The sequence below is a fragment of the Streptomyces sp. NPDC001373 genome (assembly GCF_042895815.1).
Classification (GTDB): Bacteria; Actinomycetota; Actinomycetes; order Streptomycetales; family Streptomycetaceae; genus Streptomyces.
Genome location: NZ_JBIAWQ010000017.1, coordinates 39,890 through 53,520, shown reverse-complemented (window position 1 = coordinate 53,520; position 13,631 = coordinate 39,890). Strand labels below are relative to the sequence as shown.

The window sequence follows — 13,631 nt, the reverse complement described above, 5'->3', positions numbered from 1 at the left end:
TTTCAGGGGCCGGTCTCGAAGGCCGGGGCCCGCAGGTCCTTGAGGCATGCGGTGTCCGGGGCCGTCGGGTTGTCGAGGAAGGAACCCGTGATCGCCTGGGCGCACTTCGAGGTCGCGAAGACGACGTGCGGCTCGTACGGCACCGTGACGACGGTGGCACGGGGCAGGGTGCGGGCGACGTACCGTCCGTTGTCCGCGCCCGTCTGGGCGTCGAAGCCGCCGGACAGGGCGAGGGTGGGGATGTCGCTGCGGGCGACGTCGCGGATCGAGGGCGGGGCGGCGGGGACGTTCCACACCTTGCAGTCCGGGCGGAGGTAGGCCAGCTGCGGGGCCTGGGCCTGGACCGAGGGCGGGAACGCCGGGAAGGCCCGCCGGCCTCCTTCGAGCGCCTGGGCCTGGGTCTCGTACGGGGTCCACTCGCTGCAGAAGACGCCGTATGCGAGGCCGTGCGAGACGCTCCCGACGGCCTGGGGGGCCAGCCTCCAGCCCGCCCACTGCCGGGCGATCCGCTCCGGCTTGCCGTGGGCCAGCTCGTCGAGGGAACGGGGCACCCCTTCCGCGGCGTGGGTGGCGGTGGTCAGCCAGGTCACCAGCGCCGAGCCGTCCAGGACGACCTTCACCGGCCGCGGCTGTCCGGGGACGGTGACGGTGGTGGTGACCGGCCTGGCCTCCAGTTCACGCACGAGGCGTTGGAAGGTGGCGGACAGGTTCGGGTAGCGGCGGTTGCAGGCGGGCTGCTGCGCACAGGCCTTGAACAGACCGTCGAATCCCTGCCGGGCGCTGCTCCATGCCGCGGCCGAACCTCCCCTGGAGGGGGGCAGGATGCCGTCGAGGCCGACCGACCGGATGCCTTCGGGGTGCAGGCGCATGAGGGTGAGCGCGAGCTGGGTTCCGTAGGAGATCCCGAAGAGGTTCCACTCCTTGACGCCCAGGGCGGAGCGCAGGTCCGCGTAGTCGGCGGCGCTCTCGATGTCGTTGTAGGCGCCCAGGTCGGCCCCGGTGGCCGCCAGCTTGCCCCGGCAGGCCTTCGTCGCGTCGACGTGCGCGCGCTCGGTGGACGGGTCGCCGGCGACGAGGCCGATCGCGCGCGCGTGGAACGCGTCGACGTCGGGGCACAGGAGCGCCGGATCGGCCGCGTACGTGCCGCGCTGGGACATGAGGACGACATCACGGTCGCGGTTGAGGCCGCCGTCGATCGCCAGCCCGGCCTCCCCGACGGCGTCGTCGCCGGGCCCTCCGGCCAGCCAGACGACCGGGTCGGGGCGGGGTGTGGCCGAGGCCGCCGGGACGACGGCCACCCCGAGCCTGATGGTCCGCCCGTCCGGTGCGGCGCGGTTCTCGGGGACGGTGAGCGTGCCGCAGCGGGCCCCTTCGAGCTCGGCGATCGGCTGCTGCGTCCGGGGGCAGGCGCCCGGCTCGTAGCGGGCGCCCCCCGGCGCCGTCCCCGCGACGCTGCCGAGCGGCGCCGCGCCGGACGTGGGGGTGGGGGCGGGGGTGGCTGCGCCGTGGGCGTGGGCGGGCGCGGTGACCAGGCCGGTGAGGAGCAGTCCGGTCGCCAGGCCGGCGGAGGTGGCGTGGAGCCCCCGTACGGCACGGCGGTGACGGGACGCGCGGGTGCGGGCCATCGGTTCTCCCGGTCACTTCGGGGTGAGGGTGAACGGTGCCGGCGTGAGGCCGGCCACGCATCCGGTGTCGGGCGCGGTCGGACGGGCGAGGAAGGACGCCAGCACCTTCTGGGCGCAGGGCGACTGCGGGACCGCCCAGTGTCCGATGCCGGGGATGCGGACGAGGGTGGAGTGCGGCAGCGTCCGGGCCGTCCTCTGCGCCCAGCTCGCCCCCGTCTTCATGTCGAACGTCCCGTTGACGAAGAGCACGGGGACCGTGCTGGCGGTGGCCAACCGCTGGACGGCGGTGCGGTCCGGCACGTTCCAGATGCGGCACATCTGTTCCTGGAAGGCGAGTTGAGGCGCCTGAGCCTGCACCGGTTCCGGCCAGTCGGGGAACGCCCGGCGGCCCGCGTCCAGCACGTCGGACGCCGAGTGGCCCGGCACCCATTCGCCGCACACCACGGACTGCGTGAGGCCGTGAGCGGTCTGGCCGGCCTCCTCGGCCGAAGCGGCGGCGCGGGCCCGGGCAAAGCGCTCCGGGCGTCCGCGGCCGAGTTCGTCGATCGCCGCCGGGACATCGGCGAACGGAATCGCCTTGGCGACCAGCACGTTCAGCAGTGCGCCGCCGTCCAGGACGACCTTCACCGGGTCTCCCCCCTGCGGCGGCCGGACCTCCAGCGTCAGGGGCCGGACGTCCAGCTTGCGCACCTGCTCGTTCAGGGTGCGCTCGAGGTCCGGGTAGCGGCTCTTGCAGCGGGGCTCGGCCGCGCAGGCCTTGTAGAGGTTGTCGAGTCCCTCACGGGCGCTCTCCCAGGCGAACGGGAGGGAGACGGACTGCGGCGGGGTGACCGAATCGAGCGCCACCGCGCGGATCCCCCGGGGGTGGAGGCGCAGGTAGGTCAGCGCCAGGTCGCTGCCGTAGGAATGGCCGTACACGTTCCACTGCTTGAGGCCCAGCGCCGTGCGCAGGTCGGCGAAGTCCGCCGCGTTCTCGGTGCTGTTGTAGGCGCTCAGGTCGACCCCGTCAGCCGTCAGGCGGTCCCGGCAGCGCTTCACCGCGTCGGCCATCAGCCGCTGCGTCGAAGGCGCATAGGAAGGGCGCCCTACGGACTCGGCGTAGAAACGGTCGAGTTCCGGGCAGGTGAGGCTGGGCGTGTTGTAGAGGTTGCCGCGCTGGGCCATGACGATCAGGTCGCGGTCCCGGTTCAGGCCGGAGGAGACCAGGTACGGGATGTCGTCGAACGTCTCACCGCCGGGGCCCCCGGACATGAACACCACGGGGTCCCGGGCGGGCTTCGCCGAGACGGCCGGAACGACCGCCACGGCCAGCCTGACGGTCCGGCCCCCGGGACGGGCGCGGTCCTCGGGAACCTCCAGGGTTCCGCATTTCGCGGTGCTCAGCGCTTCGATCGGCCGGGGCGTCTTCGGGCAGGGCCCCGGTACGAACCGCGAGGGGGCGGCCGAACCGTCTTCTCCGGACCCCGCGGGTGTCGACGCGGCGCTGGCCGTCGCCGGGCCGAAGGCCCCGAGGCAGAGCAGTGCGGCTGCGGCGGCGTTGAGGGGCATGGCCATACGATCCCGTTCCTCTGCCGGACACCTTCTTCCGGATTTACGGCTGCCCGCCCGCTGCGGGCGGGCGCCGCGGCGGATGCGGCGGAACGCACGTCATCGACGGTACCCGGCGGCTCGTGCACGCGCACGCGGACGGCCCACGGGCCGCCGGTGACGTGGCACGTCACCGGCGGCCCGCCCCCCTCGGCCCCCGCTCCCCTACGGCACCGGCTGCTGCTGGGTCACGCAGTGGATTCCGCCGCCGCCCGTGCCCAGGCGGTCGATGTTCAGCTGCTCGATCGTGCGAGAGCGCGCCGCCCCAGATGGAGCCGCTGTCGGGGAAGGCCATCCACGTACGGGTGTGGCGGACGTCCTCGGCCGGTACGCGGAAGGTGCCCGCCGCGGCCGGACGGGGGGGCGGAGGCGGCCCGGGCGAGCCCCCCGGACGCCGCGAGGCCGGCGGCGGCGATCCCGGTGGCGGCGGCTGCCGTCAGGAATCCGCGCCGGCCCAGGGCCCCGCCCTCGGGCCGGTTCACCATGTGGTCGTTCATGACGGTTCCTCCCATGGTCCAACTCCCCACGCGGTCGGCGGGGTTGCTCGGAAAACTAGAACTGGCCAAGCGCTCGGTCAATAGTTGCGGCAGGGTTCTTCCGGCGGATCGGGAAAAGCCCCAGGTCGCGTGGTGGAGGCTGGTTAGAGTGACGCCCATGGCAGCTTCCGCGCAGCATTCCGAGGTCCCGCCCGCCCCACCCGCGCGGGCCGCCCGCCCGCGGGCTTCGGCGAAGGGCGAGCAGACCCGGGCGCGGCTGATCGCCGCCGCGCGGACCCTGCTCGCCGGAGAGCCGGGCGAGCGGTTCACCACGCGCAACGTGGCCGCGCTGAGCGGGGTTTCGCACGGAATGTGCCACTACCACTTCCAGGACCGCACCGATCTGGTCCTGGCGGTCGTCGCGGACATCCACCCCGAGTGGATCACCCCGCTGGAGAAGGCCGTTTCCGGCCCCGGCACGTTCGCCGAGCGGGCCGAGCGGGTGGTCGGGCTGCTGGGCCGGCCCGAGGGAACGGAGCTGTCGCACCTCCACTCCGCGCTGCACTGGCACGCCCTGAACGACTCCCGGGTGAGGGTGGTGCTGGACGCCGAGTACCGGCGCTGGCGGGCCTGCTTCGTCGCCCTGTTCCAGGTGCTGGCCGACGAGCGCGGCGGCGCACTGGACCCCCGCCCGCTCGGACTGGCCGTGGCAGCGGCCGTGGACGGACTGGCGGCCATGGAGTCCCTGGGAGGCGACGGCGGAGCCGTCCCGGGCGACGGCGACGAGCCGGTCCTGCGGACCTTGATCCGCACGCTCGCCGCCGGCGCCTGAGCCCCCTGCTCCCCCGGTCTAGAGCGCCCTGCGGGCCGCGGCGATCGTCTCCGGGTCCCAGCCCGGGCGCGGCACCGACTCCAGCAGCAGCCGGGTGTACGCGTGCCGGGGCGCGGCCAGCACCTCGGCCGTGACCCCCGCCTCGACGATGCGTCCGTGGCGCATCACGACGATCTCGTCGGTGACGCAGCGGACGACGCCGAGGTCGTGGGTGATGAAGAGGTACCCGATGCGGGTCTGCTCCCTGATGTCGGCGAGCAGGTTGAGGATCTGCGCCTGCACCGAGACGTCCAGGGCGGCGACGGCCTCGTCCAGCACGAGGACGGCCGGTTCGACGGCCAGGGCCCGGGCGATGGCCACGCGCTGGCGCTGGCCCCCGGACAACTGCCGGGGCAGGGCGTCGGCGGCCCGGGTGCCCAGGCCGACCTGGTCCAGCAACTCGCCGACGCGCCGGGCGTGGTCGCAGCCGGGGAAGTGCAGGCGGAGCGGTTCGCGCAGGGCCTGCTGGACGGTCGTACGGGGGTCGAGGGAGAGGTACGGGTCCTGGAAGACCATCTGTACCTCGCGGGCGCGGGCCAGCCGCCGGGCCCGGCCGCGTCCGCCGCCCGGAGCGGTCCGGGACCGGCCGCCGGCCAGGACCTCGCCGGCGTCGGCCCTCTCCAGGCCGACGACGATCCGGGCCGTGGTGGTCTTGCCGGAGCCGGACTCCCCCACGATCCCCAGCGATCCGCCCGCCCGGAGGGCGAAGGACACGTCGTCCACGGCGCGCACGGCTCCGTAGGAGCGGTGCAGCCCCCTGACCTCCAGTACGTCCCGTACGTCATCCACGTCATCGGGCATCGACGGCGCTCCCTTCGAGCCGGTCGCTGTGGTGGCAGGCGGCCCGGTGTTCCGGCCGGTCCGGGGCGGCGGCCGGCAGCGGGGCCCGCTCGTCGCAGACCTCCGTGGCGAGCGGGCAGCGCGCGGCGAAGGCGCAGCCGGGCAGTTCCCGGCGCAGGTCGGGCGGCTGGCCGGCGATGGCGGCGAGCCGGCCCCGGGGGCCGTCCATGCGCGGGGTGGAGGCGAGGAGGGCCGCCGTGTAGGGGTGGCGGGGGCGCGCGAAGAGGGCTTCGGCGGGGCCGGTCTCGGCGATCCGTCCGGCGTACATGACGTAGACCCGGTCGCTGATGGCGGCGGCGAGGTCGAGGTCGTGGGTGACGAACAGCATTCCGGTGCCGAAGCGTTCGCGCAGGGCGGCCAGCAGGGCGATGACCTCGGCCTGGCTGGTGACGTCGAGCGCCGTGGTCGGCTCGTCGGCCAGCAGGAGCGCGGGGTCTCCCATCAGGGCCGCCGCGATGACGACCCGTTGCAGCATGCCGCCGGAGACCTGGCCGGGGTACTTGCGCAGGACGGACGCGTCCAGGCCGACGGCACCCAGGAGTTCGGCGGCCCGCGCGGCGGCCTCGTCGCGCCCCATGGCCCCGGTGAGGGTGACGCTCTCGGTGAGGAAGTCGCCGATCCGGCGGAGCGGGTTGACGGCGGCGCGCGGGTCCTGGAAGACCATGGCCGCCGTGCCGGACCGTACGGCGCGCAGTGCGGCGCCGTTCAGGGTGAGGACGTCCCGGCCGCCGACCCGTACCTCGCCCTCGACGGCGGCGCCGGGCGGCAGCAGGCGCAGGGCGCTGCGGGAGGTGAGGGACTTGCCGGAGCCCGACTCGCCGACGAGGGCGACGGTCTCACCGGCGCCGACGGTGAGGTCGATCCCGTCGAGGACGGGACGGGCGGTGCCGGGCAGGGTGATCCGCAGGGCCCGGATGTCGAGCGCGGGGCCCGGTGCGACGGCGGGTGCGGCGGACGGGTTCGGTGTTCTCATCGGTCCCTCCTGGCGACGAGGTCCGCCCAGCGCTCGCCCACCACGTTGAAGGCGACCACGGTCAGCACGATGACGGCGCAGGGCAGGATCGCGGACAGCGGGTAGCCGTGCTGGATGGCGGTCTGTCCGTCGAAGACCATGCGACCCCAGTCGGGCGTGAGCGCGGGGACGCCGAGCCCGAGGAAGGACAGTCCGGCGAGGTCCATGAGGGCGTAGCCGAAGTTGATGGCGGACTGGGCGAGGACGACGGGGGCGATGTTGGGCAGGACGTGGCGCAGGCAGATCTGGAGGGCGGAGTGGCCCTGGACCCGGTAGGAGCTGACGTACGGCCGGGCCCGTTCGGCCAGGACCAGGGAGCGGGCGAGGCGGCTGACGTAGGGCGTGTAGGCCACGGCCAGGGCGAGGACGGGGGCGAGCAGCCCCTCGCCGTGGACGGAGATGATCAGGATGGCGAGCAGCATGCCGGGGAAGGCGAAGACCAGCTCGGTGCCGCGGGAGAGGACCGAGTCGAGCCAGCCGCCGCGCCAGGCCGCCGCCGTGCCGATGGCGATGCCGGCGACGGTGGAGAAGGCGACGACACCGAGCGGTCCCAGCAGGGAGGTCCGGGCGCCGAGCACCAGCCGGGAGAGGGTGTCGCGGCCGGCGGCGTCCACGCCGAAGGGGTGTGCGGCGGAGGGTGCGGCGAGGGCGTCGCCCAGGTCGACCGTGTTGGGGTCGTGGGGGGCGAGCCACGGGGCGAGCAGGGCGGCGAGGACGACGACGGCGGCCAGCGCCAGGCAGGCGAGGTGGAGCGGTGAGCCTGCCGCGCGGATCCGGGCGAGGCCGGGCCTGCGGGTCAGTACGGCGGTCACGCGGCATCCCTCCTGGATCCGAGCGTGACCCGGGGGTCGACGAGGGGCAGGGCCAGGTCCACGAGCAGGTTCACGGTCATGAAGAGGGCGACGATGATCAGCGATATGGCCTGGACGGTCGGGAAGTCCTTGGTGGTGGTGGACAGTTCCAGGAGCTGTCCGATCCCGCCGACGCTGAAGGCGGTCTCCACGAGGATGGTGCACACCAGCAGCGTGGAGACGATCAGACCGCCGGTGGTCAGGACGGTACCCAGCGAGTTGCGGAAGACGTGCCTGCGGATGACCTGGCGTTCGGGGACACCGCGGCTGCGGGCGACGGTGACGTGCTCGCTGTCGAGGGCTTCGAGCATGGCGGAGCGGGTGACCCGGGCGAGCATGCCGATCAGGTACAGCGCGAGGGCGACCGAGGGCAGGACGAGGTGCCGTACCAGGTCCCCAAAGCCGCCCTCGCCCGTACCGCTGCTGGGGAACCAGCCGAGGTCGACGGCGAGCAGGCCCTGGAGGAGGACCGCCGCGACGAAGGAGGGGGTGCCGACGGCGAGGGTCGTGGTGACGAGGATCGCGGAGTCGGTGGCCCCGCCGCGGACGGCGGCGATCCGGCCGAGGAGCAGGCCGACCGCGACGACCACGACGAGCGACATCGCGATCAGTACCAGGGTGGTGGGCAGCCGGTCGGCGAGCAGGCGGGAGACGTCGGTGCGGTAGGTGATCGACCGGCCGAAGTCCCCGTGCAGGACGTCGCCCAGCCAGCGCAGGTAGCGGACGAGGAAGGGGTCGTCCAGGTGGTACCGGGCGTTGACCGCGGCGAGGGCCTCCGGGGAGGCGGAGCGGCCGGCGAGCAGGAAGCTCGCCGGGTTGCCCGGTGCCAGGTACAGGGCCCCGAAGACGACGAACGAGGCGACGAGCAGGGTGGCGGCCATCTCCGCCACCCGTCGTACGGCGAATCCGAGGAAGCTCACTGCGCGGCCCCCACGTCGGCGGCCCACGGGTGGTACATGTACGAGATGGTGGTGGGGGCGCCGGTGATCCGCTTGTTCATGAACAGGGCGGTGGGCCATTCGGCGACGGGGATCCACAGGAGCTGTTCGGACGCCTGGTGCTGGAGCTTGGCGGCGATGTCCATGCGCTCCTCCGTCGGGTAGACGGCGGTGGCCTGGTCGACGAGGCGGTCGTACTCGGGGTCGCTGTAGCCGCCGAAGTTGAGGTAGGCACCGGTCTTGAAGTTGGCCAGCAGGTCGAGCGGGTCGGTGATCGAGTCGTAGTAGGTCAGCGGGAACATGTCGATGCCCTCGCGCGCCTGGGGATCGGTGAACAGGGCGGTGAAGGCGTTGGGGGCGATCGTCCTCAGCCGGATGTCCAGGCCGATGCGGGTACCGGCCGCCTGGACGGCGGTGGCGAGGAGGGAGACGTCCTGTCCGATGGAGCTGGTGGCGACGGTCAGGGTCTTGCCGGTGGCCCCGGCCTCCTTGATGAGGGCCGTGGCCTCCTCGATGTCCTGGCCGGTGGGCGGCAGGCCGTCGAAGGCGGTCTTCAGGGTGCGCTCGGGCGCGGCGGCCCAGGCGGCGTGGGTGGTGAGGGAGTTGGTGACGGTGCCGGCGCCGCCGAGTCCGGCCTTGACGAAGCCGGTGCGGTCGAGGGCCAGGGAAAGGGCCCGGCGGACGCGGATGTCGCCGAGGGGGCCCTTCATGTTGGTGACGTTGACGTTGACCGTGCTGAGGCCCTCGCCGAAGAAGAGCTTCCCGGTCCCGCTGTCGCGCAGCCGGGCGTAGCTCTCGGTGGGGATCAGGTAGCCGCCGTCGGCCTCCCCGCTGAGCAGGGCGTTGGTGCGCGCGGAGGGGTCGGTCAGGATACGGAAGACGGCCTTCTTCGACTTGGCCCTGGGGCCGCGGTAGCCGTCGAAGCGGTCCAGCTCGATCGACTGGCCCTTGTTCCACGGGCCGAGCTTGAACGGGCCGGTGCAGCCGAGGTCGCCGGTGGTGCCGTAGCCCTTGCCCGCGGCCTCGACGGTGGCCTTGGAGGCCACCACTCCGGCGGCGGTGGCCATGTACTGGGGGAACTGGGAGTCGGGCTTCTTGAGCTTGACGGTGACCTGGAGCGGGCCGGTCCTGGTGACGGCGGCGACGTTCTGGAACACCTGCGCCCAGGCGGCGGCGTTCTCGGGGTCCATCTGCCGGGTGAGGCTGAAGACGGCGTCGTCGGCGGTCATCTCCCGGCCGTCGTGGAAGCGGACGCCGGGGCGCAGGTCGTAGACCCAGGTGGTGGGGTCGGGGTTGGTCGCCTGCCGGGCGAGGCCGGGCTCCGTGGTGAGGGACGGGGTCCAGCGCATGAGGCTTTCGCACACGTTGGAGAGCACGGTGTTCTGCGGGTAGTCGAAGGCGGCCGTGTAGTCGAGGGTCGGCGGTTCGGCGTACACGGCCCAGGTGAAGGAGTCGATCTCGCCGCGGGCCTCGGGGGTGGACGGCGACATCTTGACGTCGGTGACGCCGCCCGCCTGGTCCTTCGGCGGGCCGGAGCAGGCGGAGAGGAGGGCGCAGGAGGTCAGGACGGCGGTGAGGGCGGCCGCCGCGCGGAGGCGGGGGCGTCCGCTCGTGCGGGGTGGGGAGCTGGTCATCGTCGCGCTCTTTCGTTCCGTGAGGGTCGGGGGGAGGAGCGGGCGGACCGCCGGGGGCGGGCGGTCCGCCTGGAGCGGAAGGGCGTGGGGATCAGCCGGCGGCGGGCGGGGCCGGGATCTGCTGGGTGATGCAGTGGACACCGCCGCCGCCGAAGGGGATGGCGAGCGCCCGTACGCCGACGACCTTGCGGCCGGGGTGGGCGGAGGCGATGACGGCGAGGGCGTCCTCGTCCTGGGGGGCACCGGCAACGGGGACGACGACGCCGCCGTTGGCGATGTAGTAGTTCATGTACGACACCTCGATCTCGCCGTCGGCGAGGTCGGCGAAGGCGGTCTGCGGCACCTCGATGACCTCCAGGCGGCGGCCCCGGGCGTCGGTGACGGCCTCCAGGACGGCACGGTTGGCGCGCATCCGGGCGTAGTCGGGGTGGGCGGGGTCGGAGGGGAGGGAGACGACGACCGTGCCGGGCGCGGCGAAGGCGCAGACCCCGTCGACGTGGCCGTCGGTCTCGGTGTCGCGCAGTCCGCCGTAGGGCAGCCAGATGACCTTGGTGATACCGAGGCGGGCCTTCAGCTCCTCCTCGATCTCCTCGCGGGTCATGCCGGGGTTCCGGTTGGGGTGCAGGAGGCACTGCTCGGTGGTGATGAGCGTGCCCTCCCCGTCGACGGTGACGGCCCCGCCCTCCAGGATCATGCCGGAGGCGATGCGGTCGAACCCGAGGTGCTCCAGCAGCAGGGCGCTGATCCGGTCGTCGGCGTCGAAGGGGTGGTGCTTGCCGCCCCAGGCGTTGAAGCGGAAGTCCACGCCGGCGCGCCGGCCGTCGCCGTCCAGGACGAACAGCGGGGCGGAGTCGCGGAACCAGGAGTCGTCGAGCGGCAGCTCGACGACGGTGATGCCGTCCCCGCAGTGGCCGCGGGCGTCCTCGCCGTGTCCGGGCGGGGCGACCATCGTGACGGGCTCGAAGGCGGAGATGGCGCGGGCGACGTTCGCGTACTCCTCCTTGGCGTCCGCCAGGACGCTGCCCCACAGGTCCTCGCGGGTGGGCCAGGCCATCAGACAGCCCTCGTGCGCGGACCACTCGGCGGGCATACGGTAATCAGACATCAGGTGTCTCGTTTCTTCTGTCGGCGGAGTCTTCCCGAACTGAAAATTCAGTCAAGAGTGGAACGGTGAGGCAGGACGGGTGGCAACCTCAGAAGCGGAGCAACCTCAGAGGAAGTAGAGGCGGTTGAGGGAGACCCGGTCGGCAGGCTCGGAGCGCAGGGGCTCCCCGTCGAGGGTCACGAGGCCGCTGCGGGGGTCCACGTCGACCTCCCCCAGGCGGGCGTTGCCGACCATGCTCCCCGGACCGATGCCCCGGGTGCCGCGGACCGCCGCCCTGCGGCGCCGGGTGCCGAGGGCGTCGTACGGGGCGCCGAAGGAGCCGGACTCGGCGGCGGCGCGGCTGACGAAGGCGACGGAGATGTCGGCGGCGGTGGCGCCGTGGGCTCCGAAGAGCGGGCCGAGGACCAGTGGTTCGCAGCGGTCCGTGGCGGCGTTCGGATCGCCGGTGACCCCGTACGCCGGGAAGCCGGACTTCAGGACCATCTGCGGCTTGGCGCCGAAGAACGGCGGGCGCCAGAGCACGATGTCGGCGAGCTTGCCGACCTCGATGGAGCCGATCTCGTGGGCCAGGCCGTGGGCGATGGCCGGGTTGATGGTCAGCTTCGCGATGTAGCGCAGGACGCGGGCGTTGTCGTCGCCCTCCCCGTCCCCGCCCATCGGACCCAGCTCGGCCTTCATCTTCCCCGCCATGGCGAAGGTCCGGCGGACGGTCTCGCCCGCGCGGCCCATGCCCTGGGCGTCGGAGGAGGTGATAGCGATGGCGCCCAGGTCGTGCAGGACGTCCTCGGCCCCCATCGTCCCGGCGCGGATCCGGTCGCGGGCCATGGCGGCGTCCCCGGGGAGGTCCGTCTTCAGCGCGTGGACGGAGACGATCATGCCGTAGTGCTCGGCGACCGCGTCCCGGCCGAAGGGCAGGGTGGGGTTGGTGGAGGAGCCGATCACGTTCGGCACGCCCGCCATCTTCAGGACGTCGGGGACGTGTCCGCCGCCGCAGCCCTCGATGTGGAAGGCGTGGATGGTCCTGCCCTCCAGCACGCGCAGGGTGTCCTCCACCGACAGGCACTCGTTGAGGCCGTCGCTGTGCAGGGCCACCTGGACGTCGTGCTCCTCCGCCACGCGCAGCGCGGTGTCCAGGGCCCGGGTGTGGGCGCCCATGTCCTCGTGCACCTTGAAGCCCGAGGCACCGCCCTCGGCCAGGGCCTCGACCAGAGGCGCGGCGTCCGAGGAGGAGCCGCGGGCGAGGAAGCCGACGTTCACCGGCCAGGCGTCGAAGGCGTTGAAGGCGTGCTTCAGCGCCCACGGGGAGTTGACGCCGACGCCCCAGGTGGGCCCGATCTCCTGGCCGATGACCGTGGTGACGCCCGCGGCGAGCGAGGCCTCCATGATCCGCGGGGAGAGCAGGTGGACATGGGTGTCGACCGCGCCCGCCGTGGCGATCAGACCCTCGCCCGAGATCATCGTCGTCCCGGTGCCGACGACGACGTCGACCCCGTCGAGGGTGTCCGGGTTGCCGGCCCGGCCGATGGCGTGGATCCGGCCCTCGCGGATGCCGATGGACACCTTCCTGATCCCGAGGACGGCGTCGATCACCAGCACGTTGCTGATGACGACGTCGCAGGTCTCGCGGACGGCGGCTGCCTTCAGGTGGAGGCCGTCTCGGGCGGTCTTGCCGAAGCCGGCCAGGAACTCGTCGCCGGGCTTCTGGGCGTCGGACTCCACCCGGACGGTCAGCCCCGAGTCGCCGAGCCGGACGCGGTCGCCCGCTCGGGGGCCGTGCACCGTGGCGTACTCGTAGGGGTCGATGTGCCGGCCGCCGGGGGCGCAGTGGGCACTGTGGCGGGACGGTCTGCTCATGTCGGGATCCCTTCCGGGGCCACGGCGCCGAGGTAGCCGCAGGCGGCGGCGCGGGCCAGGGCCTGCTCCTTGGCGCCGGGGGCGTCGAGCGGGCCGTCGACCAGGCCCGCGAACCCGATCGCGATCCGCGCGCCGCCGATCGGGACCAGACCCACCTCGACGGTGGCACCGGCGTCGAAGCGGGTGGAGGAACCGGCCACGGCCGCCGGCCGCATGCCGTACGCGGCGGCGCGGTCGAAGTCCAGCCGCGGGTTCGCCTCGAAGAAGTGGAAGTGGGAGGTGACGCTCACCGGCACGGACGCCGTGTTGCGGACGGCCAGGGTGAGCGCGGCCTCCGGCTCGTCGACGGTGTCCGCGCCCGGCAGGACGGCGCCGGGGGCCCCGTCGTCGCGGGGCTGCGCCCCGAAGGGGTCGCCGACCGCGGCGAGCCGGGTGCCGTCCTCGAACACGGCCTCGACCATCACCTCGGTCACGATGTCCACGACGCCCGGCAGCACGTCGCCGGGGCCGAGCACGCCGCGGCCCCGTTCGAGGGCCTCGGCGAGGCGGACGCCGTCGCGGGCGGCCTCGCACACCGTGTCCGCGATCAGTGCGGTGGCCTCGGGGACATTGAGCCGCAGGCCCCGCGCCCGCCGGGCCCGGGCCAGTTCGGCGGCGGTGAACAGCAGGAGCCGGTCGCGTTCGGTGGGTGTCAGGGGCACGGGGCCCACCGCGTACGGGAAACGTTCATGATCATTCCTTTGGGATCGCGCCGCCTCGGCGTGGCGCCGGGCGACGCGAGGAACTGTGGCACTGACTGAAAATTCAGTCAATAGATACGCCAAGGAAAGGCCCCGGC

11 protein-coding genes are annotated in these 13,631 nt (G+C 73.4%); 1 reads left to right on the top strand and 10 read right to left on the bottom strand.

What is annotated here, in order from left to right:
- Positions 1 to 2 precede the first annotated feature (2 nt).
- Together ACFY15_RS29150 and ACFY15_RS29145 are read right to left on the bottom strand one after the other, a co-directional pair.
- A complete protein-coding gene (locus ACFY15_RS29150; protein ID WP_390826362.1) occupies positions 3 to 1,625 on the bottom strand; it encodes an alpha/beta fold hydrolase in 1,623 nt (540 codons plus the stop codon).
- 12 nt (positions 1,626 to 1,637) lie between these two features.
- Complete coding sequence (locus ACFY15_RS29145; protein WP_390826361.1) at positions 1,638 to 3,179, bottom strand: alpha/beta fold hydrolase; 1,542 nt, start codon at positions 3,177 to 3,179, stop codon at positions 1,638 to 1,640.
- Between the two features lie 687 nt (positions 3,180 to 3,866).
- Here ACFY15_RS29145 and ACFY15_RS29140 point away from each other — a divergent pair.
- Positions 3,867 to 4,520, top strand: a complete 654-nt coding sequence (locus tag ACFY15_RS29140; RefSeq protein ID WP_390826360.1) for a TetR/AcrR family transcriptional regulator — start codon at positions 3,867 to 3,869, stop codon at positions 4,518 to 4,520.
- Between the two features lie 18 nt (positions 4,521 to 4,538).
- Here the strand turns inward: ACFY15_RS29140 and ACFY15_RS29135 are convergent, their stop codons facing one another.
- The 8 genes from ACFY15_RS29135 to ureA all read right to left on the bottom strand — a co-directional run bounded on the left by ACFY15_RS29135 (position 4,539) and on the right by ureA (position 13,494).
- Positions 4,539 to 5,360, bottom strand: coding sequence for an ABC transporter ATP-binding protein (locus ACFY15_RS29135; RefSeq protein ID WP_390826359.1), 822 nt, complete (start codon positions 5,358 to 5,360; stop codon positions 4,539 to 4,541).
- Positions 5,350 to 6,372: an ABC transporter ATP-binding protein gene (locus ACFY15_RS29130; RefSeq protein ID WP_390826358.1), complete on the bottom strand. Its 1,023-nt coding sequence runs from the start codon at positions 6,370 to 6,372 to the stop codon at positions 5,350 to 5,352. Before ACFY15_RS29130 ends, ACFY15_RS29135 begins: the two co-directional genes overlap by 11 nt.
- On the bottom strand, positions 6,369 to 7,223 hold the full coding sequence (locus ACFY15_RS29125; RefSeq protein WP_390826357.1) for an ABC transporter permease: 855 nt from the start codon (positions 7,221 to 7,223) through the stop codon (positions 6,369 to 6,371). Before ACFY15_RS29125 ends, ACFY15_RS29130 begins: the two co-directional genes overlap by 4 nt.
- Positions 7,220 to 8,182: an ABC transporter permease gene (locus ACFY15_RS29120; RefSeq protein ID WP_390826356.1), complete on the bottom strand. Its 963-nt coding sequence runs from the start codon at positions 8,180 to 8,182 to the stop codon at positions 7,220 to 7,222. The genes ACFY15_RS29125 and ACFY15_RS29120 overlap by 4 nt, the downstream gene beginning before the upstream one ends.
- Positions 8,179 to 9,834, bottom strand: coding sequence for an ABC transporter substrate-binding protein (locus tag ACFY15_RS29115; RefSeq protein WP_390826355.1), 1,656 nt, complete (start codon positions 9,832 to 9,834; stop codon positions 8,179 to 8,181). Before ACFY15_RS29115 ends, ACFY15_RS29120 begins: the two co-directional genes overlap by 4 nt.
- A gap of 91 nt (positions 9,835 to 9,925) precedes the next feature.
- On the bottom strand, positions 9,926 to 10,939 hold the full coding sequence (locus ACFY15_RS29110; protein WP_390826354.1) for an agmatine/peptidylarginine deiminase: 1,014 nt from the start codon (positions 10,937 to 10,939) through the stop codon (positions 9,926 to 9,928).
- Between the two features lie 105 nt (positions 10,940 to 11,044).
- On the bottom strand, positions 11,045 to 12,793 hold the full coding sequence (locus ACFY15_RS29105) for an urease subunit alpha (RefSeq protein ID WP_390826353.1): 1,749 nt from the start codon (positions 12,791 to 12,793) through the stop codon (positions 11,045 to 11,047).
- Positions 12,790 to 13,494, bottom strand: a complete 705-nt coding sequence (gene ureA, locus ACFY15_RS29100; protein WP_390826352.1) for an urease subunit gamma — start codon at positions 13,492 to 13,494, stop codon at positions 12,790 to 12,792. Before ureA ends, ACFY15_RS29105 begins: the two co-directional genes overlap by 4 nt.
- Between the last annotated feature and the right edge of the window lie 137 nt (positions 13,495 to 13,631).